The following is a 23,109-nucleotide window of genomic DNA, read 5'->3' as shown; positions in this document are numbered from 1 at the left end:
GGATAATTGTCGCGGTTTTGCTCGTTGGATATACAAAACCACGAATCGCTTGTAATAATTAGTTAAACAAAGTAAGGATTATTTACTTCTAATTACTAATTATAAGGGAAGGAAAAGCCTATAAATACTCAATAAACTAGTAAAATAGGCATAAATGACTAGGAAATAGGCAGGTGTTGTTTAATTTAAAAATATAATTCGGTATTATATTGCTTATGTTTAATAATTAATTGGCAATTGTTAATCTTCGTGAGTAAACGATTATCGCAAGAGCGTAATACTTCCCTGACTATTATAAGTAGTGCCATCATTGAGTTCTACCTCTACCTCATAGGCGTATATGCCTGCGTCTGAAGGTAAACCATTGTGTGTGCCATCCCACCCGTAACTTGCTTGTGAAGGAACGATGTTTTCTTTCCAGAAAATAACTTCTCCCCATCGGTCAAACACTTTCATGTTTTTGATTTGTTTGACACATCCAGAGGCAAAAGCGTAAAAAATGTCATTGTTACCATCATTATTAGGCGAAAAGGCATCTGGTAGAAAAACCAACCCGCAACTCCTAACGGAAATATTGGCTACTTTTATTTTTTCACATGCTTTGCCGTCTAAACTACTTACATAAACAGAATATTGTCTGGTTGATGTGGGGCTAGCCCACGTTTCCGCACAATTAGCACAACTTAAATCAGTCGCAGGTTGCCATAAATAAGAATAATTCCCCGTAGTGGATACAATGGCTTTCAGTAGCACTTTATCACCCGAGAGGATATTAAAATCCTTATTTTGTAGGGTGACATCAAAGTCAATCACTTTCAGGTTAGTAGTAACAATACTATCGCATTGCCCAGCATTCTTAATTGTTGTAGTATATACACCCGTGGCGTTATAAACTTCAGGACCAACCTTTAAAGTAGTACCTGCACAGATGACAATATCTTGATATTTTTTAAGAAGCGGATTGACGGTAAGATTCAAGGTGACGGTACTGTCGCAAATATTAGTCCTTTGTATATTTTCAATAAATGTACCGCTTGTTTTGTAATCCTTGGTACCAAGGGTATATTTTTCACCTTCACAAATTTTAGCAGTTATTGTATTATACGGGTGTTGATATTTAATGGTATAATCTAAGTTTAGTTCGCAAGAAGGGTCTAAGCTCGACTGTGGAAGTATTTTAACTGAATATTTATCTCCTAATTTTGCTAATACTTTAATAGAAGGGGTGGTTTCGCCATTGCTCCATGTATATTTTTCAAAACCATCAGGAGCACTTAATGTCATAGAACCATCAGCATCTGGACAAGCGGCAATAGGTTTTACTTCTGATTTCAGACATTGTGCATCAAAATATGCATAGCCAAAATGTTTTTGTTTCGTACAACCATGAGCCGTCACTTCAATATTAATTCTTTTTCCAATATAGTTTAACAAGTTGATAGAGCCAACCGTCCAGCTGCGGTACTCAATATTACCTCCACTTGTATAATTTTGCACACTAAAATTAGAAGCTGTTCCAGACCTTGAAAGTTGGATATTGAAATTACTACAAGTCAGCGGGTTACCATTCTCATCTGTGATATTGATATTGAAGGCTGGTTTTTGTGCATCAGTATGGTTATTATTATCATTTTGAAGAATAACTGCAAACTTATATTGAAACAAGGTATTGTCTTGTGTCACCATAAAAGAAGTTCTTAATCGATGATATACACCTCCAGGCGTAGTTTCGGTTGTATTCCCTAACTGAATCGAATAATTACTTCCAGGTGCTACCATCGGAATTCTTTCATTCGTTATTTTCGGGTCAAAACCACTTGAACTATTGGTAATCTTATAAATTCCACCGGATTGTTCAGGACCAAACTCTGTCTTTGTGCCATTATCAGTGACGGTTCCTGAAGTAACAGTCCAACCACTAATATTACCAAGCTCAAAACCGATATTTGTACAGTCTGTTTGTGCAAAACTGTAAACAGTTGATAAAACAAAAAATATGCTAATGAATAAAAGTTTTTGCATTTCAATCAGGTTATGAAATAATCCAACAGAATTTTAACTCATGAATTTACAAGAGAGATCATTATTAATTTTAAGCTGTAGGTAAGGTATAAATCTTAATAAAAGGGAGCAATGTGTAGTAATTATATAGACAGGTAAAGCAGTAGAAAGCGTTGCATGGAAGAATTAGATTTACTAATCAGGATAAAGTTAAAAAAACTATTGATTAATTTAAGTAATTGAACTAAAAAATTAGCTTTCAAGGCTATAGACTCATCAAGTGTAATTGACAATATGACATACTTTAATATTGATAGTAATAAAAAACAGACTTTTGACGCCATCGTGATTGGCTCTGGAATCAGTGGAGGGTGGGCTGCAAAAGAGTTAACAGAAAAGGGTTTAAAAACGTTGGTTTTAGAACGAGGGAGAGATGTAAAACATGTAACAGACTATCCTACTACAATGATGAACCCTTGGGAGTTTGAACATCATGGGAAAGTACCATTGGCACTCCATGACGAATATAAAATTCCGCGCGACCATTATATTTTCGGAGAAAGTACCTTACATTTTTTGGTGAAAGATGCTGAACAAGAATATATTCAAGATGATCCGTTTACTTGGATGCGAGGATATCAAGTAGGAGGGAGGTCGCTACTATGGGCCAGACAAACCCAACGTTGGAGCAATTTTGATTTTGAAGGGCCTGCTCGCGACGGATTTGCCGTAGATTGGCCCATTCGCTATGCAGATATTGCTCCTTGGTATAGCTATGTTGAAAAATTTGCAGGTATTACTGGCAACAAAGATGGCTTGCCTGAATTACCAGATGGCGAGTTTTTGGCACCCCACGAAATGTCATGTGTTGAAAAGCATTTTAAACAACAAGTGGCTAAAAACTATGCAACCAGTAGGCATGTGATTATCGGAAGAGCAGCGCATATTACCGAAAGTAAGCCCATTTATGTAAAGCAAGGGCGTGGAAAATGTCAAAACCGTACTTTATGCGAAAGAGGCTGTCCGTTTGGGGGCTATTTTAGCAGTAATTCCTCAACTATTCCTTGGGCAGAGAAAACAGGGAACCTTACCCTTCGTCCGCATTCGGTCGTACATTCTATTATTTATGATGAGCAAAAAGGAAAAGCCAAAGGGGTGAGAGTAATTGATGCTATTACTCGAGAAATGACGGAATATTACGCTAACATTATTTTCTTGAATGCATCTGCTATCAATTCTAACCTTATTTTGTTGAACTCCATTTCAAAGCGTTTTCCAAACGGATTAGGGAATGATAATGGATTATTGGGTAAATACATTGCTTTTCATACCTATCAAGGCAGAATTTCAGCCGAGTATGATGGTATGTTAGATTCCACGACTGACGGTCGCAGACCCAATGCAAGTTATATACCAAGGTTCAGGAATGTATTCAAACAAGAAACTGACTTTCTGAGAGGCTATGCTGCTGGCTTTACCGCTTCGAGGAGTCCCATTCAGTCTTTTAATGAAATGGGCGAAAACCTGAAGAGTGCCTTGTTGAAAAATGATTTAGGCTTGTGGAAAATAGGCTCACACATGATGGGCGAAACCATTCCTAAAGAAGAAAGTTCAGTGAGGTTAGACCCACATTTGAAAGATAAATATGGGATTCCACAATTGAGAATATCAGTAAAGTTTGATGAAAACGACCGCAAAATGATGAAGGATTTTCATGAACAATTTGCTGAAATGTACACGAAGGCAGGCTTTAATAATATTCAGTTACACGAAACCCACCGAATGCCGGGTTCAGAGAATCATGAAATGGGAGGAGTCAGAATGGGCAAAGACCCCAAAACGTCGTTGCTCAATAAATGGAATCAGTTGCATAGTTGTAAAAATGTATTTGTAACGGATGGTGCTTGTATGACATCTACGGCCACTCAAAATCCATCCCTTACGTATATGGCACTTACTGCGAGGGCTGTTGACTATGCTGTAAAGCAGATGAAGGCACAGAGATTGTGAGGAGGAAGAGATTAGACATAAGATGCTAGAGACAAGAAATTAGATATAAGATGCAGGAATCAAGAAATTAGATATAAGACGTAAGGAATTAGGTGATAATAAGTTGTGATAAGAAAGTACTTTCATAGTAAATGAGTTTCAAAAAAATCACTCAATCACTAATTCACTCAATCACAATTAAAACCTCATGAATACAAATACCCGTCGGGATTTTCTTATTAATTCACTCGCCATAGCAGGGTTGGCTATGTTTGAAGTTTCTTTAGATTTCAAGAAAGCTAAACCCTTATTGTCATTTTCAACACTAGGCTGTCCTAATTGGTCTTTTGATACCATTTTGAAATATGCTGTAGCGAATGCCTATGACGGTATCGAAATCAGGGGAATCCAAAAGCAATTGGATTTGACAAAATGCCCCGAGTTTAGTGCAGTAAATATTGCAGAGACTAAAAGAAAGGTAGCCGATAATAAGTTAAAAATTGTCGATTTGGGTTCTTCTACAGAATTGCACCATGCCAATCCTGTCAAACGCAAGGCACAATTAGACGATGCTAAACGGTTTATCGATTTAGCATCAAAGCTAGATTGTCCCTTTATAAGGGTATTCCCTAATGATTTACCCAAAGAACAACGGGATGACGAAACCATCGATTTAATCATCAAGGGATTATTGGAACTTGGCGACTATGCCAAAGGCTCTTCCGTTACCGTTCTATTAGAATCTCACGGAAAAGTTATTCAGGCTGATATACTATTAAAGATAATGAAAGCATCCGAACACCCCAATGTTGGGATGATTTGGGATATTTTTAATATGTGGTCTGTCACCAAAGAAAGTCCCACTTACGTTTATCAACAACTGCATCAATATATTCGTCATACCCATATCAAAGATGCCAATTTGGTCAATGGAAAAGAAGAATACGTACTATTGGGTAAGGGCGAAACGCCCCTCGCAGAAGCGATAAAAGTATTAACAAAAGGGGGATACAAAGGTTACTATTGCTTTGAATGGGAAAAACTTTGGCATCCAGAAATTCAAGAACCAGAAATTGCGATACCTGATTTTCCGATAGCCATTAAAAAGTACTTTTAGTCATGCAGTTTTGGATTATTAATGTGGTATAGTCGCAAATAACGGCGTTTAGAAATTTTGTAAATAGGATGTTGAAGTTTATTGATGATAAAACTAAGTCCTATAAAACCTGTACTAATTGCTACAAGAGTAGGATTTATTACAATAGGCGGGTTTTTGAGTTGGTTTAATACATCAAACGAAAATAGAAAAACGCCTGCTCCGCCCAATGCCCCAACCCCATTTAAGGCAAATAGTTGTTTTTCCCCTTGAGAATATATTTTTTTAATCTCCCTGAATTTTATTTCTTGAAGATCAAAAATACTATGTTGGTTTTCATCAGGAAAGTAAAAAAATGAACTATCACTTAGCTGAACGATTGTGAGGTGTTGTTTTTTCCTATTGCCAAACGTTTTTAAAATAATATCACTACCTTCATGAAAATGGATATTGCGTATTTTGCCTGTCATTTGCAATGTAAGACAACGAAAAGGTTGTTTTGACTCTGGAGGTTTTTGAGCACATACAAAAGTTAATGGTAGGAAGAAAAAAATAAGTAAAAAATTAGTTTTCATATAGTCATGCAATTAATGTTTTGCTGAGAACGACCGACTTGATTTTGTATTTTTAAAATGATAAATATTAAGATTTTTTAACATTTGATAATTGATAATGAAGTACTTAGTAGAAAACTATAAAATCGAAAATTCAATTTGTATCTTTGTATAAATGTTATTAGATTAGTTTTTATAATATTTGGTTTATTGGGTCAGTGCCGAATATTATTCTGCAAAACCTAAGAAAGCCAATTAAAATAATTATTTTTGGGTTCTTTTATCCAAAAAATCAGTTGAAATAAGTTTTTAACAAGAAAAAATTAAACTATGTCAAGTTTATCTTCTCAAAAAGGCGTATTGCATGGAGATGCAGTGCAAGAGCTCTTCGAAATCGCTAAAAAGCACCAGTTTGCTTTACCAGCCGTAAACGTTACAGGAACAGATACAGTAAATGGCGTTTTAGAAGCAGCAAAAGCCGTAAATTCACCAGTAATCATCCAGTTCTCAAATGGTGGAGCTCAGTTTTATGCAGGTAAATCGTTACCAAACGGTAAACAAGAGGCTTCTATTGCAGGTGCTATTTCAGGTGCTCACCATGTACACCAATTAGCAGAGGTTTATGGTGTTCAGGTGATTTTACATACTGACCACTGTGCTAAGAAATTATTACCTTGGTTAGACGGTTTGTTAGACGCTGGCGAGAAGTTTTATGAACTACATGGTAAGCCATTGTTTTCTTCACACATGATTGACCTTTCAGAAGAGCCAATCGAAGAGAACATCGAAATCTGTAAAACATACCTTGAGAGAATGGCTAAATTGGGTATGACGCTTGAAATTGAATTAGGTGTAACAGGTGGAGAAGAAGATGGCGTTGATAATTCAGACGTAGATTCTTCAAAATTATATACTCAGCCTTCAGAAGTAGCTTATGCTTATGAAGAATTGAGCAAAATTTCTCACCGTTTCACGATTGCTGCTGCTTTCGGAAACGTACACGGTGTTTACAAGCCAGGAAACGTAAAGTTATCTCCAGTTATTCTTCATAATTCTCAAGAATTTGTGAAAGAAAAGTATGGTTTAACTGCTGAGAAACCAATCAACTTCGTATTCCACGGTGGTTCTGGTTCATCTCGTGAAGAAATCCGTGAGGCGCTTTCTTATGGAGCTATCAAAATGAACATTGATACAGATTTACAATGGGCATTCTGGGAAGGTATCTTAGGATACTACAAAGCGAAAGAAGGTTATTTACAAGGACAAATCGGTAACCCAGAAGGCGAAGATTCACCAAACAAGAAATATTACGACCCACGTGTATGGTTACGTAAAGGTGAAGATACTTTTGTAAGCCGTTTGAAATTAGCTTTTGAAGATTTGAACGCAGCGAATGCTAATCAATATTTATAGTAGTTTATGAGTTTAGAGTTCATGAGTTTAAAGTTTAGGATTGAAGAGTTTAGTTTTAGTATTCATTTAGTTTAAAGCTTATGAAAAGCTATAGTAAATAATTCTATTGCATTATTGTACTTTTAACTCATAAACCCTAAACTAAAAAAAAGAGTCAGATTTCATCATAATGAAATCTGACTCTTTTTTATGGATAATTTTTGAATTTCAATATTGAAATTTAGAAAAATCTCCTTAACTTTGCACCCCAATTAAAGAGCAATTATGTGGCTGGGCAATCTGTATGAAGCAAGCAATTGTTTATCAGACCTTTAAAGTTACCGCTGGTTGTCTTTTGGATAAATTATTTAAGAATTTAACAGCAAAATAATCAAGAAATGAACGAGTTAATTAAATTCGTAGAAGCTGAAAATGCTGCACGCCGTGCAGAATTGCCCGAGTTTTCAGCAGGTGATACCATCAATGTTTACATCAAAATCCGTGAAGGAGCTAAAGAACGTATTCAGGTATTCCAAGGAACTGTAATCCAACGTCGTAATAGCGGTGCTGGTGAAATGTTTACAGTACGTAAAATTTCAAACAGTATTGGTGTAGAAAAAATCTTCCCTTTATTATCACCAAACATCGAGAAAATCGAAGTATTGCGTAGAGGTAAAGTTCGTCGTGCTAGATTATTCTATCTACGTGGAAAACAAGGTAGAGCTGCGAAAGTTAGAGAATTGGTTAAGAAAAAATAATCATACTGATTTTTCAATAAAAAAAGGTCGTTCAATATTGAACGACCTTTTTGTTTCTAACCAAAAAATACTAAAATACATAACTGTTTTTTTCAATAGACGCTTCGGCAACTCGTCTGCGTGCTTCTTTTAAATTGATAGGTTCTATTTTAGTAAAACGTTTCAATCCCATCAACATCACGCGAAGTTCGTCGCCCTCAGCAAAACTTGTAATCGCTGCTTTGCCAGCATTATTTGTTTTCTCTACAGCAGTGTGTAAGTAAATTAAAGCGGCATCTTTGTGTAAAGCACATGCAGCTTCTCCACGCACAGCAATCAATTTTTCAACCCTTAATAAGGTTGATTCTGCGATATAAAGCTCAATCATCATATCTGCCAGATTCATGATAATTTCTTGTTCTTGTTCAAATTTCATCATGAATTTCTGTAAGGCAGCACCAGCCACCATCAAAATGGCCTTTTTCAGATTTTTGATTACCTTTTTCTCTGCTACAAAAATACCTTCGTCATCCGAAACACTGAAATCTGGAATCGACATAATCTCTTTGCCAACTTCCATCGCAGCAGGCATCAAATTGATTTCGCCTTTCATTGCACGTTTCACAACCGTTCCTACAGCAAGCAAGCGATTGATTTCGTTGGTACCTTCAAAAATCCTGTTAATCCTAGAATCTCTGTAAGCTCTGTCCATAGGTGCTTCCGCCGAAAAGCCCATACCACCATAAATTTGTACACCTTCGTCAACAACATAGTCTAATACTTCCGACCCATGTACTTTCAGCATCGCACATTCTATGGCAAATTGCTCCACACCTTTTAGTTTTGCCTGAGCCGACTCTACACCCGATGCCAATAAATCTTCAATGGCATCATCAATGTTTTGTCCAGCACGATAACATGCTGATTCAGAAGCAAATACTTTTACATTCATTTCGGCAATTTTATATTTTATTGCACCGAAATTGCTGATAGAAGTACCAAATTGTTTACGTTCGTTGGCATAATTTACTGCCTTGCCAATAATACCTTTAGACGCACCCACTACTGCCGAAGCCAATTTAATACGACCAATATTCAGGATGTTTACGGCAATTTTGAATCCACCTTCACGCGTATATAGCTGATTTTCAACAGGTACTTTGCAATCATTGAAGAAAATCTGACGAGTAGATGAGCCTTTTATCCCCATCTTGCGTTCTTCTTCATTCATCGTAATACCACCAAAACTTTTTTCAACAATAAATGCTGTTAAAGCTTTATCATTATCAATTTTAGCAAAAACGATAAACAAATCGGCAAAACCACCATTAGTTATCCACATTTTTTGCCCATTGATGATATAATGTTTTCCATCTTCCGATAAAACAGCCTTCGTTTTCCCCGAATTAGCATCAGAACCTGAATCTGGTTCAGTTAAGCAATAAGCCGCTTTCCATTCGCCAGTGGCTAACTTCGGGAGGTATTTAGCTTTTTGTTCTTCAGTTCCATAATATAAAATAGGTAATGTACCGATTCCAGTATGAGCCGATAAAGCTACCGAAAATGAATGACCACCCCCACAAGCTTCCGCTACCAACATCGAGGTATTAAAATTCATTCCGAATCCACCGTATTCTTCAGGAATGGCTGTTCCTAACAAACCAAGCTCTCCAGCTTTGTCCATTAGCGAAACCATTAAATCAGTATTTTTGGCATAATCGATATCATCTAAACGTGGATGCACTTCTGTACGAAGAAAATCCAAGCAAGTCTGTGCAATCATTTGTTGCTCTTCTGTAAAATCTTCAGGAATGAAAATTTGTGAAGCGTCAATGTCTTTAATTAAAAACTCACCCCCTTTTATGGAAGCTTTATTAGCTGTGATTGTCATGTCTTTATAAATTTATTCTGAATAAAAGCCTAAAATATGATGCTTACATACTATTTTATGTAAAGATAAGCAATAAAAAAAATGTTATGCAAGCATAACATTTAAAATTATTTTTGTGCTCTTCAATTCTTTAGATAAACTCATCTTCGCCAATGTTATCAGCTTTATAACCAGCAGTATCGATATCTACCACTTCACTGATTTTTTGCATTACTTCAAAGAAAATCTCCAATTTTTCAGCCCCAATTTTTTCATAAATAGCATTATTAAATAATAATACTCCTTCTCGTGCTTTATCTCTTTTCCTTTTTCCTTCTTCGGTCAGGTACACCTTTACTACCCTACGATCTTCCTCGTCGGTTTCTCTTCTTATCCATTTTTTATCCTCCAAAGATTTTAACATTCTTGTTAAACTACGGGGTTCTAACCCCAAAGCAGGGGCGATTTTGGTAGCAGGAGTCCCTTTTTTATCAATATTCAATAATACATAACCAATTGCCATCGTCATGTCGAATGGTGCTGCAAATGAATTATACATTCTGCTAATGGCGTGCCAACCAGATTTGATGTGATAATCTACAGTTTTGTCTGCTTTCATATTGGTCAATTATTTATAAAGGAATGGGTTCTGTTTTGGATATTATAATGTTATGCTTGGCATAATATGGTAAAAATGGAGAGGAAAAAATTATTATGCAAGCATACTACTAAATTAATCATTTTGTCGAGATTATCCTTTTATCAGTAAAGACTAAAAAACAAAGATTGCCCAATCAGGATGTTTGCAGGTGTTTTGCCTCAGACGAGTTAATTACTACGTTTGAAAATATAGAACACAATGATAGTATTATAAGCAAGTGCATAAATGTTTTATCAATTTTAGTAGCATCTGTCATAAAAGGTAGATGGCAATATTATGTAAATAAAAAGAGCAAGCCTTTTAAAGCTTACTCTTCAAATTATATCGTTAAAAATCAGAGGATTGATACTATTACTTTATCTTGTTCCCTTTCATTCTGCGTACTTTTACTTTCATATTTGTAAAAATGCTTCTTGAAAGCATAATGCGTACCCTTGGTTTTTTATAAACGACAAGGTACTTACTGCCTTCGTAATCTATACGAGAAAACATCGGGTTACCGTTGACATCAACCAGTTGATAGAAATATTCTCCTTTTTCACCCGCTACAGGGCCAAATCGTAAAGAACTTTCTTCGTTGCTTTTTTCAAAGGCAATCATTAAATGTCCGTTGTTCTCAACTTGCATTACACCCGGCGTATTTTTTTCTAGGGTAATCCTATTGATATATCTTCCATTTTTGAAAACCACTTTCCCAGATTTAATATTGGCATCTGAAGAGGGCACTTCTCTTTCTAAATAAAGGGGATTGTCGTTATAAAATTGAATTCTAGTAAGGTCAAGTTCATTCTCTTGAAGTTGGTGCATTAAAGAACCTGTCAAATAAACGTTTTTTTGACAGCTTGTTAAGGATAGGATACTAATGATAAACAGAAATTTTTTCATTGCTTCTGGTGAATTAGTTAAAAGGCGTGACCATAAAAGTAATCAAAAAGTTAATAAGATTCCAAATTTCCCATCATTATCAATATGAAAATTATGAGGTATCGGAAAAAAACAAACATTCATGATATACGATGATATGTTTACGTTACTAATTCAAAAAAATAATTAGATGTAAGAGTACTTTTAAGGCGGAGGTTTATTTTTATCAAGATGAATTTCTTACTATATATAGTAGTAAAATCTCTATCTCATTAAAGGTTAAGAAATCAAGATGTTTTCAATTAAATAAACTTGAGTGCCCAATAAACGTGCTGATTCACCCAAAGTAGAAACCTCTATATTTAAATTACTCTTAAAATCTACTAAGCAATATTTATTAATAGCTTGTTCTATTGGGTTACTGATAAACCGCCCAGCTTTTGCTAGAATACCATTGATGACGATGGCTTCTGGATTAAATAAATGCACAGCGATAGATAACCCCTTACCCATTTCTTTCCCGATATCATGTAGTAAATCAATAGCCAAGGCATCGCCACCATTAGCAACCTCTATCACCAACTCTATATCAATATCAGCAAGATTGGTTTTAGCAAGTCTGGAAACTTTTCCTTCTTTCAAACATTCTTTTACTCTACGAATTAATGATGCTGCCGAGGTGAGCGTATCCAAACACCCAACTTTACCACACGAACACAACTCGCCATTTTCCTTTACTTGGATATGTCCTAATTCGCCAGCAAAACCGTTTGAACCTTGAAAAACCTTTCCATTTAATACAATACCCAATCCAACCCCACCCCAATCCATATTTACAGACAACACATTTTGCATACCTTTAGATAGCCCAAATTGGTTTTCACCAATGATAGTCGCTTGAGTATCATTAATAAGGTAAAAAGGAATAGAAAAATTGTTTTTGAGCCACTCAACCAGCGATTGGTTTTCAGGGTTTATATTTCTATAAGTATAATTATAGCCATTGTTGGGATTAATCAATCCCGGCATAGAAATACCAATGCCGATGATTTCCTGTAGCTGAATATCAGACTTTAATAAGATGGTATCAATAGATGTACATATTTTATCTAAGATAGCAGGGCTGTCTTCTAAACAAAAATGAATGTCTTGTTCAAATACTACTTGGTTCTGCAAATTGATAATGGCTGCTTTAGAACCATGAATAGCAATATCCAAGATAATAGTATATCGTTGCTTAGGATTTAATGTATAAAGAATGGGTTTCCTTCCAAACTGAGCTTCCGCTGGGCCGATTTCTATAATCCAACGTTCGGTCATCAATTCTTCGAGTAATGCCGTAACAGAGGGAACACTGGTATGAATCTCTTTAGTTAACTGAGCAATTGTTTTATTCCCATTGAAGTATAAGTCTTGTAATATTTTACGTCTTAAACTATTTTTTTTCTTATCTACGATGGACTCTTTATCAAATACTTCTATTTCAGAAGATTCTAGGGAATGAAAAGACATGTTTTAATAAATGGAGTTTATGTGAAAAATAAGGTTGTCAATATTAGGCTTTTTATTTCAATAAATAGTCTTATAAAAACGAATTATCTGATACAAAAGCGAGAGTTAAATGGGTTTCATTACAAAAGAACAAAAAAATAATTTCCTCTACAACCGAGCTATCCTTTACCTAATTTATTCTTAAAATACTTTTTAATAATTTTTACTAATTGCTCAATTTATAAATTTGACTGTAGGTGTAAAATAATCTTAAATTATGCAATATGTTACCGATTAAAAGAAAATTTTGCATTTTTTTTTACTTTTTTTAATTATTTTGGTTAGAACTTATAGTATTTTCTTATATTTATTCACTTTTTAGATTATGTATCGAAAATCTATATTTTAAATAAATTTATTATGTATTAAATATATATAAATTTTATTTACAAATAAAGGAAATTGTACTAATTTAAATTAAATAAATAGTATTTCTCAACAACAAAAGTGGGGCGGGCTGTGTGACTAAAACTAATCAATTGAACAACAATTTAATTAATAAATAAAGTTATGTACTCCAAAACCCAAATCCCTCCTTAAAGTCTTTATTACATTTTTTTTGACCTAGGTCAAGTTTATTAAAGAAGTCTATTTTTCACTGTAATCTTAAAAAAAATGAAAGCATGCAAAAGTAATTTTACTATGTTAATTACTGCATTACTACTCTTTTCAAGCTCGCAGCTTTTTGCTCAGGCTATAAAAGGTAAAGTTTCTGACAGTAATCAATCTGCCTTGGTGGGTGTTAACGTCCTTATTAAAGGAACTGCCAAAGGAACAGTTACCGACGTTTTAGGTAACTACTCGCTTAATGTACCAAAAGGAAGTACATTAATTTTTCGCTCGCTAGGATTCGCTACTAAAGAAGTAGAAGTTGGAGATCGCACTGTTGTTGATGTTGTATTAGAGGCTACTGCTGCAAGTCTTGATGAAGTAGTTGTGACTGCCTTAGGTGTTCAGAAAGACAAAAAAGCACTTGGTTATGCTGTATCTGAATTAAAAGGTAGCGAATTTACACAAGCTCGTGAATTAAACCTTGGTAATGCTCTTTCTGGTAAAATTGCAGGGGTGAATGCTACGAGTACTGCTACTGGTCCTGGTGGTTCTAGCCGTGTAATTATCCGTGGTAATGGTTCATTGGGTGGTAACAACCAACCATTATACGTAATCAATGGTGTACCTATTGATAATACTAACGTAAACTCTGCTGGTATGTGGGGTGGTTTCGATACAGGTGACGGTTTGAACTCAATCAACCCAGACGATATCGAATCTGTTACAGTATTGAAAGGTGGTGCCTCTGCTGCTTTATATGGTTTCCGTGCAGGTAGTGGTGTAATTTTGATTACTACAAAAAGTGGTAAATCTCAAAAAGGCTTAGGGGTAGATTTCAACTCTACTTATACAGCTGAAGTACCATTGAAGCTATCTGATTATCAATATCAATACGGTGCTGGTACACGTGGTGCAAAACCAACAACAGCTGACGAAGCTCTTGCTGCTGGTAAATTGTCATGGGGTGCTAAGTTAGATGGTTCTCCAGTAATCCAGTCTGATGGTGTTGCTCGTCCTTACGTAGCTCAGAAAGATAATATCAAGAACTTCTACAATGTGGGTAGTACGTTCTCTAATACTTTGGCAGTTTCCGGAGGTAACAAAGATTTAAACTTCCGTTTCTCGATGTCAAATGCAGACTCAAAAAGTGTTGTTCCTAATTCTACTTTTGGTCGTAAATCATTTAACTTGAGTACGAATGGAAGACTTTCTAATAAAGTTGTATTTGAAAGTGTAGTGCAGTACAACGTTGAAAAAGGTGAAAACCGTTCTTTCTTGTCTGATACTCCTAAAAACCCTAACGTAGCAGCACAATTGTTGGCAACAAGTATTGATATTCGTACTTTGGCTCCAGGTGTTGATAGTCGTGGTTACGAATCACTTTGGAACGATAACGTGTATGCCCAAAACCCATATTTTGCTACTACTAAAGTAAAAAATACTGATGATCGTAACCGTTTCATGGGTTCATTTAATTTGCGTTATAACTTCAACGATAATTTCTATGCTAAAGGTCGTTTGGGTACAGACTATAACCAATTGAAGTTCTGGCAAATAGAGCCAACTGGTCTTGCATATAGCACACTTGGTAGCATGAGCCAAAGCGAACGTAAGATTATTGAAACCAATGCTGAGGTGATTGTAGGATTCCAAAAAGAAGTAAGTAATCTTTCGATTAACGCTTTTGTTGGAGGAAACAAAATGTTAAGAACTAACGAAGCTACAGGTATTAGTGGTGGTCAGTTTAACGTTCCATTTAATTATTTCCCAAGTAACTTGATTTCAAGTAACTGGAACTATGAATACAAAAAACGTGCTGTAAATTCAATATATGGTTCAGCTGATTTTGGGTATAAGAATATACTTTTCTTAACATTGACAGGTCGTAATGACTGGTTCTCAACATTAGATCCTAAAAACAATAACATCTTTTATCCAGGTGTGAGTACAGGATTTGTTTTCTCAGACGCTATAGCTGAACGTCCAAACTGGTTGTCTTATGGTAAAGTACGTGCTTCTTGGGCTACTGTAGGAGGTGGATATCCTGAAGAATACGCATTGAATTTACCATATACTTTGCAGTCAAACCCATATTTCTCAAATCCATTGATGAATATTGGTAGCAACACAATTCCAAACTCAACGTTGAAACCAAACTCTACTACTACGTCTGAATTAGGGATTGAATTGAAAACATTGAACAATCGTTTAGGAATCGATTTAACTATTTATAATCGTGTTACTACCGATGATGCTGTTAAAGCTTCTGTTTCTTCAGCAAGTGGTTATCAAGATGTATTGTTGAACGTAGGTCGTGTTGAAAACAAAGGTATTGAGATTTTATTAACTGGGAATCCAGTAAGAACAAGTTCATTTAAATGGGATGTTAGTTATAACTTAGCCTATAATAATAATAAGGTAGTAACAATTGCTCCTGGTTTGAAAACGCTTTCAATGGATGAGTCTAGAACTCGTAACGCTTATGTATATAACTTTGAAGGACAGTCATATGGTATGATTGCTGGTTACAAAGCTAAGAGAGACGCTGCTGGAAATATTGTATATAACAAAGCTACTGGTTTACCAATACAAGGAGAATTCACACAAATAGCTAGAGGCGTACCTCCAGTAACGATGGGTTTAACTAACTCGTTTAGCTATAAAAACTTCAACATGAGTTTCTTGATTGATGCAAAATTTGGTGCTTCGTTGTACTCTGCTACTAATGCTTTTGCAACTAGATACGGTTTGGCTCAAAGAACTGCTGAAAATGGTATCAGAGAAACTGGTGTAACAGTAAAAGGTGTTGATGAAAATGGTGAGGCGTTTACAAAAACGATTTCTGCTCAGGATTACTTCACTGGAATCTCAACTACTATCACTGATGAGTTTGTTTATAATGCTAATTACGCAAAGTTGAGACAATTGACATTTGGTTATACATTCCCTAAATCGGTATTGGGTAAATCACCAATTCAATCATTGAGTATCTCTTTTGTAGCTCGTAACTTGTTGATGTTGTTCAACAACGTGCCAAATGTTGACCCAGAATCTACTTACAACAACGGTAACGCTCAAGGTTTAGAAATGTTTGGTGTGCCAACTACACGTAGTTTTGGCTTGAACTTAATGGCTAAATTCTAGTTTTTTTACTCAAAACTTTTGAAATAATGATTAGATATATAAAACAAAAAAGAGGATTAATGCTAACAGGTATGCTAACGGCTGCCTCATTGTTAGCCTCATCATGCGATAGTGGTTTCGAAGAAATGAACAAGAACCCTAACGCTCTTACTGAGCCAGTTTTAGAAAACTTGTTTACTTATAACATTGTTAAAACTGCAGGTACTGGATACGAAAACCACCGTGCCAATTTGATTTACTGTGGTGCAATGATTCAACATTTTGCCTCGTTGACTACCTATTGGTCGGGCGATAAGTATTTATCGAATGTTGAATACTATAGTGCTTATTTCGATACTGGTTACCAAAACCAAGTAAAAGAAATTGAGCAAATTGTATCGTTGACAAAAGATAACTCAGCTTTAAGCAACAAGTACAACATTGCTAGAATCTGGAGAGCTTATATCTATAGCCGTATGACTGACCTTTACGGGGATATTCCTTACTCTGAAGCTGGTAAAGGTTATTTGAATAACGTGTATTCTCCAAAATATGACAAGCAAGCAGATATTTATGCAGACTTGTTGAAAGAATTGGAAGCGGCTGGTACTGCTTTAGATGCTTCAAAAGCAACTTATGGTACTGCTGACCCTGTATATGGAGGAGATGTTGTAAAATGGAAACGTTTTGCTAACTCATTGATGCTTCGTTTAGGTATGCGTTTAACTAAAGTTGATGCAGCTTCTGCTCAGGCTTGGGTGAAAAAAGCTATCGCTGCTGGTGTAATGCAAAGCAATGATGATCTTGCTAAGATTAATCACCAAAATACCAACGATAACAACCGTAACTTAGATGGTAATACCTTGAGAACACAAGAGTATGATGCAGCTAACTTGAAAGGTAAAGCTAATAGCAAATTGAGTAATACTTTTGTTTCTTTCTTGAAAAACAATAACGACCCTCGTTTGCCATACATTGCTACTTTGTGGCAAGGAAATGCTGACGCAACACAGTTACCAACAAGCTCTCTTCCTGCTGTACAAAAAGGCTTACCAAATGGCTATGACAATACGACAATCAAAACGTTGATTCCTACTTGGGGCGACAATTCTTTGGCTGAATATTCTGAAGCAAACCTAAACTATATCGCTAGTCCAGCAGCTCCAACAGTATTCCAATCGTATGCAGAAGTTGAGTATCTATTAGCTGAAGCTGCAGTTCGTGGTTGGGGCGATGGCCAAGCGGCTACTCACTACAACAAAGGTGTTACGGCTGCTATGAAAATGTTTAGTTTATATGGTGCAACTATTTCTGATGCAGATATTACTGCTTATTTGGTGGCTCACCCATATACAGCAACAACTACTGATGCTCAGATGCAACAAATCCATACTCAGTATTGGGCTGTTAACTTCTTGAACTCTTATGAAGCGTATGCTAACTGGAGACGTACTGGATACCCAGTATTAACACCGACTAACTACATAGGTAACGAAACGGCTGGTGTTATTCCTCGCCGTTTAAAATATCCTCAGTCCGAATCAAGTAAAAATGCTGCTCAGTACAACGCTGCAATTGCTCAACAAGGAGCTGACTTGTTTACTACTCGTATGTGGTGGGATAAACAATAATAATAATGTTTTGGGCTTTAGGGTAAACCTAAAGCCCATAGTACAACTTATAATATTAAAGCTATGTCAAAATGCCTCTGTTTACGGAGGCATTTTGAATGATAGAGAAGTTCTAAATTTTGTATCTTAATTTTATTAAGTTATATTTTGATTTGTAATACTCCCTAACCAAAAATTCATCACAAATTTAGAATCTTATGAAATTGACTTATGCATTGTTCCTACAAATGTTGTTTGGGTTAATTACAAGCGCTGTAAATGCCCAATTCAGGTTTGTGCCCTCCACTGAGTCTGGTGTAACTTTCGTGAATCAGTTAATAGAAACTGAAAAAAGGAATGTATTAGCTTATGAATACTTTTACAATGGTGGTGGTGTAGCTGTTGGTGACTTGAATAACGATGGATTGCTTGATTTGTATTTTACAGGTAATATAGTGCAAGACCATATCTACCAAAATGTAGGTAATCTAAAGTTTAAAAATGTTACGCAACAAGCAGGAATAAGTAAAGGGAATGGCTGGAAAACAGGCGTGACTTTAGTAGATATTAACCAAGACGGTTGGCTAGATATTTATGTATGTTATTCAGGAGATGGTGATGCAAATTCCCGCCGCAATAAATTGTATATCAATCAAAAAAACTTCATTTTTCAAGAAAAGGCCTCAGAATACGGTCTTGATTTACCTACTAATTCTACGCAAGCTGCATTTTTTGATTATGACAAAGACGGTGATTTAGATTGTTTTTTACTCAACCATAGCATCAAAGATTATAAACGCTTTGATGCCTCGGTGCTAAAATCTCAGCGTGATGAAACCGCTGGCGACCGTTTGCTTAAGAATGAAAAGGGAAAGTTTGTAGATGTCAGTATACAGGCTAATATCAAAGGCAATCCTTTAGGTTTTGGATTAGGCATTGCTATTGCTGATATTAACCTTGATGGGTGGCCTGATATTTATGTTTCAAACGATTATATCGAACAAGATTATCTGTATATCAATAATGGGGATGGTACTTTTACAGATAAATTAGAAGAGTCAGTTGGTCACTTGAGCCAGTTTTCAATGGGCAATGAAGTAGTAGACATGAACAATGATGGTTTACCAGATATTTTCACCCTTGATATGCTTCCTGAGGACAACCGCCGACAAAAACTGTTGTATGGCCCAGAGAATTATGAAAATTATAAAAGCATGATTCGTAATGGTTTTTATCACCAGATTATGCGGAATATGCTCCAACTGAATAATGGTGATGGTACGTTTAGCGAAATCGGCCAGCTAAGTGGTATCTCTAATACAGACTGGAGTTGGTCGCCATTAGTAGCTGATTTTGATAATGATGGGTTTAAAGATTTGTTTGTTACCAATGGATACCTCCGTGATTATACCAACATGGATTTTATGAAGTTTTATGCAGACAAAGAACTTAAAGCCGCTCAGGGAAGTCCTACTGCCATGATGGATATTTTAAAAGAAATGCCTTCTACAGCTACTCAAAACTATATTTTTAGAAATAACGGAAGATTGCAGTTTGAAAATAAAACGAAAGATTGGCATTGTGATCAGCTTTTATTGTCGAACGGAGCAGTGTATGCAGATTTGGATAATGACGGAGATCTAGAAATTATTACCAATAACGTCAATAACGAGGCCGCTATTTATCAAAATGAGCATACTACACAGCACTATTTAAAGGTACAACTTAGCGATATGGCTAAAAGCAGTACGTATGGTGCTAAAGTTTGGGTATACAATCAAGGAAAAATGCAATATCGAGAGCATTATCCAACACGTGGATTTCAATCATGTATGCTGATGCCCTTACATTTTGGTGTAGGTGAACATACTTTGATAGATAGTGTCAAGGTAGTTTTTGCTAATCAGACTTCTCAAGTATTTAAATCAGTAAAGGCAAATCAAGTTTTAACTGTAAGTCCAGTGAAAAACATTAAAGATATTCTTCCAAAAGCTACACCCAGCTTATTTGTTGCCGTCAAAAAAGATACAATTCCTTACGGAAATGTTGAGGATGATTATAATGACTTCAAACGTCAGTTACTATTGCCCAATATGCTTTCGTATGTTGGACCTAAAGTAGCAAAAGGGGATGTCGATGGTGATGGATTAGAAGATATTTATATTGGAGGCTCAAAAGGACAGTCGGGCGCTATTGTGATTCAACAAGCCGATGGTTCATGGTTAGGAACTGAGCAAGCAAGTATAGAAGCAGACATCATGTGTACGGATACGGATGCTTTATTTTTTGATGCAGATAAAGACGGCGACCTTGATTTATACGTAGTAAGTGGAGGTTATGCTTATTTACCAGATGATTTATTGCTTCAAGATAGGTTATATATCAACGATGGAAAAGGTCATTTTAAAAAGGCAGAGGATAATCTAATTGCGGGTGATATAAATAGTGATGCCTGTGTAACTGCCATAGATTTTGACCATGATGGAGACATTGATTTATTTATTGGAGGGAGGGGAGTACCTGGTTCATATCCACTTGCAATAACGAGCAGACTGCTCCAAAATGATGGAAAGGGCTTTTTTACAGATGTCACCAAAACACTGGCACCAGCTTTTGAAAAGCTGGGAATGGTTACGACTGCACAAAGCTTAGATGTTAATAAAGATGGATGGGATGACCTTATTATTGCTGGCGATTGGCAACCCATAACCGTCTGGATAAACAATAAAGGTACATTTGTTCAAAATGCTAATGCTATTGTAGGTGACGAACAGAAAGGTTGGTGGAATACAATGGAATTAGCCGATTTAGATAATGATGGAGATTTGGATGTGATTGTGGGCAATTACGGCTTAAATAATCAGCTAAAACCTTCAGATAAAGAGCCTGTGTCGTTAGTCTATGGGGATTTTGACCAGAATGAAGCCATTGACCCATTTCTTTGTTATTATGTTCAAGGAAAAGCCTATCCTTTAGTCAGTCGTGACGAAGCCTTGAATCAAGTATTTGCCCTGCGTAAAAAATTTACAACCTATGCCGCTTATGCCAATGCCGAGCTAAAAGATATGCTAAATGTCGAGCAACTCAAATTAGCAGATACGCTCACAGCGAATTCCTTTCAATCGATTGTGCTAGAAAACAAGGGAAATGGCACATTTCAGCCCATAGCTTTGCCTATTGAGGCACAATTTGCCCCCGTCTATGCCATTAGTTTGATAGATGTAAACAACGATGGCTTGAAGGATTTGATACTAGCAGGGAATCAGTTTCATAGTCGTATCAAAATAGGGAAAATGGACGCCAATTATGGAATGCTTTTTGTAAATAAAGGTAATTGTCAATTTGAATATTTATCACAATCTCAAACAGGTTTGCAAGTGAAAGGGGAAGTCAGAGATATTGTAATTACGAAAAATAAAAAAGGACAACAGTTACATTTTTTTAGAAATAACGATACCATTTCAACTTATCAATTAAGGAATAATAATTAGGATAGCTGATAACCTAACCACGAATAAAATAATAATAAAAATGAAAAAACAAGGTTTTATCCATGTGATAATATGTTTGGGAATGTTATTACAAACTAGCTTATATGCTAAAGAAACGCCTTCTTTGACGGATACAAAAGCTTATGTAAAAGCTTTAAAGCAACTTACCGATGTCATGGTGAGCGATGTTACAGGCCCCTGCGCAGCTGCACGTTATTATGCTTATGCCAACTTAGCCCCTTATGAAATTTTGTCGCGTAACGTTGCCAATGCCAAATTAGTAAAGCTGAAAGGGAAGTTAAATGCCTATCCTAATTTTGATGATTTAAAATCTACTTCACCCATTGCAGAAGACTTTGCGGCTATTTATTCGTTATTAAGAATGGGCGAAGATTTGTTGCCCTCGGGATATACCTTAGAAAGTGCTCGTAAAGAATTGGTAAAAAATGTTGAACAGTCTCGAAAAATTACGCCGCAAACTTTGCAAGCATCTATAGCTTATGCCGATTCTGTTGTAAAACGCTTAGTGAAATATGCCGCTAAAGACGGCTATGTAAAAACGAGTGGTTATTTACGATATACTCCTATCAATAAAGAAGGCTATTGGCAACCAACACCCCCAGCATATACAGAAGCCTACGAGCCACATTGGCGTACGCTCCGTCCTTTTGTGTTAGATAGTGCCGCTCAATTCAAGCCAACACCCGCTATTCCATATAGTAAAGATAAAAATAGTGCCTTTTTTGGACTCGTAAAAGAAGTGTACGATGCTACACAACATCTCACCAAAGAACAAATTCATATTGCTAACTTTTGGGATTGTAATCCTTTTTTCTTGAATCAAAAAGGGCATGTTAGTTTTGGCACCAAAAAAATATCTCCGGGCGGACACTGGATGGGTATTACAGGAATAGCTTGTTTACAGAAAAAAGTCAATCTATCAGAAGCAGTACGTTGGCATGCGATGGTGGGCATCACGATGGCTGATGCTTTTATTTCTTGTTGGGATGAAAAATACAGAAGTAATAGAATTAGACCAGAAACCGCTATCAATCAACAAATAGATCCTAATTGGCGAGGATTACTACAAACGCCGCCTTTCCCTGAGTACACCAGTGGGCATAGCGTAATCTCTTCGGCAGTGGCAACGCTTCTGACGCATTTAGTAGGGGATAATTTTGCCTATACTGATGTGGTAGAAGTGGAGTTTGGTATTCCGAAACGTTCGTTTAAATCCTTCAAACAGGCGGCGTCTGAAGCGGCTATTTCTCGATTCTATGGAGGGATTCACTTCAAAGATTCTATAGAGTATGGTGCAAAACAAGGAGCCAATATTGGTGACTTTGTTATTAAAAAAGTGCTTGCTCAATAAAACCGGCTTAAACGTATATCAAAGCAGGTAATAATATTTGCATTTGCAGAAGCATTGTCAACTTTCAAAAAGTTGACAATGCTTCTGCAAGCTTACCTAACAAAGTAAGTTATTAAATTTTTTCAATCACCTTCAATTAAAAAGATAATCTTTTACCAGCTTCATCTTTACAATCATCCCTTTTTTTGCACCGTTTAACCTCATCGGTTAGTGGTATATTTCATTTATTCGTTGTTTAGATTTGCT

The 23,109-nt window shown here is 36.0% G+C and carries 14 protein-coding genes; 8 read left to right on the top strand and 6 right to left on the bottom strand.

Features of this window, described 5'->3' with window-relative positions; all coding sequences use genetic code 11:
- Window positions 1-261 precede the first annotated feature (261 nt).
- Complete coding sequence (locus VB264_RS00665; RefSeq protein WP_323246087.1) at window positions 262-2,022, bottom strand: T9SS type B sorting domain-containing protein; 1,761 nt, start codon at window positions 2,020-2,022, stop codon at window positions 262-264.
- A 273-nt stretch (window positions 2,023-2,295) separates the two neighbouring features.
- On the opposite strand from VB264_RS00665, the gene VB264_RS00660 reads away from it, so the two are divergent.
- Both VB264_RS00660 and VB264_RS00655 read left to right on the top strand, forming a co-directional pair.
- Window positions 2,296-4,011: a GMC family oxidoreductase gene (locus VB264_RS00660; RefSeq protein ID WP_323246086.1), complete on the top strand. Its 1,716-nt coding sequence runs from the start codon at window positions 2,296-2,298 to the stop codon at window positions 4,009-4,011.
- A 187-nt stretch (window positions 4,012-4,198) separates the two neighbouring features.
- Complete coding sequence (locus tag VB264_RS00655; protein ID WP_323246085.1) at window positions 4,199-5,107, top strand: sugar phosphate isomerase/epimerase family protein; 909 nt, start codon at window positions 4,199-4,201, stop codon at window positions 5,105-5,107.
- Here the strand turns inward: VB264_RS00655 and VB264_RS00650 are convergent.
- Window positions 5,104-5,661 carry a hypothetical protein gene (locus tag VB264_RS00650; RefSeq protein WP_323246084.1) on the bottom strand — a complete coding sequence of 186 codons (558 nt, stop codon included), beginning with the start codon at window positions 5,659-5,661 and terminating at the stop codon, window positions 5,104-5,106. The two genes, VB264_RS00655 and VB264_RS00650, sit on opposite strands and share 4 nt — an antisense overlap.
- A 309-nt stretch (window positions 5,662-5,970) precedes the next feature.
- Here VB264_RS00650 and fbaA point away from each other — a divergent pair, with 309 nt between their 5' ends.
- Both fbaA and rplS read left to right on the top strand, forming a co-directional pair.
- The gene (gene fbaA / locus VB264_RS00645; RefSeq protein WP_309914031.1) at window positions 5,971-7,053 is read left to right on the top strand and encodes a class II fructose-bisphosphate aldolase; all 1,083 of its coding nucleotides are present in this window, start codon (window positions 5,971-5,973) and stop codon (window positions 7,051-7,053) included.
- A gap of 377 nt (window positions 7,054-7,430) precedes the next feature.
- On the top strand, window positions 7,431-7,790 hold the full coding sequence (gene rplS / locus VB264_RS00640; RefSeq protein ID WP_309914035.1) for a 50S ribosomal protein L19: 360 nt from the start codon (window positions 7,431-7,433) through the stop codon (window positions 7,788-7,790).
- Window positions 7,791-7,860: 70 nt separating this feature from the next.
- On the opposite strand, the gene VB264_RS00635 is transcribed toward rplS, so the two are convergent.
- The 4 genes from VB264_RS00635 to VB264_RS00620 form a co-directional block, all read right to left on the bottom strand.
- Window positions 7,861-9,660, bottom strand: coding sequence for an acyl-CoA dehydrogenase family protein (locus VB264_RS00635; protein WP_323246083.1), 1,800 nt, complete (start codon window positions 9,658-9,660; stop codon window positions 7,861-7,863).
- A 130-nt stretch (window positions 9,661-9,790) separates the two neighbouring features.
- Window positions 9,791-10,258 carry a MarR family winged helix-turn-helix transcriptional regulator gene (locus VB264_RS00630; RefSeq protein WP_309914041.1) on the bottom strand — a complete coding sequence of 156 codons (468 nt, stop codon included), beginning with the start codon at window positions 10,256-10,258 and terminating at the stop codon, window positions 9,791-9,793.
- Window positions 10,259-10,651: 393 nt separating this feature from the next.
- A complete protein-coding gene (locus VB264_RS00625) occupies window positions 10,652-11,185 on the bottom strand; it encodes a hypothetical protein (RefSeq protein WP_323246082.1) in 534 nt (177 codons plus the stop codon).
- A gap of 258 nt (window positions 11,186-11,443) precedes the next feature.
- Window positions 11,444-12,676 (bottom strand): ROK family protein, encoded by a 1,233-nt coding sequence (locus VB264_RS00620; RefSeq protein ID WP_323246081.1) that lies wholly within the window; start codon window positions 12,674-12,676, stop codon window positions 11,444-11,446.
- A 654-nt stretch (window positions 12,677-13,330) separates the two neighbouring features.
- Between VB264_RS00620 and VB264_RS00615 the strand changes: the two genes are divergently transcribed.
- The 4 genes from VB264_RS00615 to VB264_RS00600 all read left to right on the top strand — a co-directional run bounded on the left by VB264_RS00615 (window position 13,331) and on the right by VB264_RS00600 (window position 22,863).
- Complete coding sequence (locus tag VB264_RS00615; RefSeq protein WP_323246080.1) at window positions 13,331-16,411, top strand: SusC/RagA family TonB-linked outer membrane protein; 3,081 nt, start codon at window positions 13,331-13,333, stop codon at window positions 16,409-16,411.
- A gap of 26 nt (window positions 16,412-16,437) precedes the next feature.
- A complete protein-coding gene (locus VB264_RS00610) occupies window positions 16,438-18,021 on the top strand; it encodes a SusD/RagB family nutrient-binding outer membrane lipoprotein (protein WP_323246079.1) in 1,584 nt (527 codons plus the stop codon).
- Window positions 18,022-18,218: 197 nt separating this feature from the next.
- Window positions 18,219-21,491: a VCBS repeat-containing protein gene (locus tag VB264_RS00605; RefSeq protein ID WP_323246078.1), complete on the top strand. Its 3,273-nt coding sequence runs from the start codon at window positions 18,219-18,221 to the stop codon at window positions 21,489-21,491.
- A 40-nt stretch (window positions 21,492-21,531) separates the two neighbouring features.
- Window positions 21,532-22,863, top strand: a complete 1,332-nt coding sequence (locus tag VB264_RS00600) for a vanadium-dependent haloperoxidase (protein ID WP_323246077.1) — start codon at window positions 21,532-21,534, stop codon at window positions 22,861-22,863.
- Window positions 22,864-23,109: the final 246 nt, after the last annotated feature.

Source organism: Arcicella aquatica (assembly GCF_034928825.1).
GTDB classification, from domain to species: domain Bacteria; phylum Bacteroidota; class Bacteroidia; order Cytophagales; family Spirosomataceae; genus Arcicella; species Arcicella aquatica.
The sequence above is the reverse complement of the archived record's forward strand: the minus strand, read 5'-3'. Positions and strand labels throughout refer to the sequence as shown.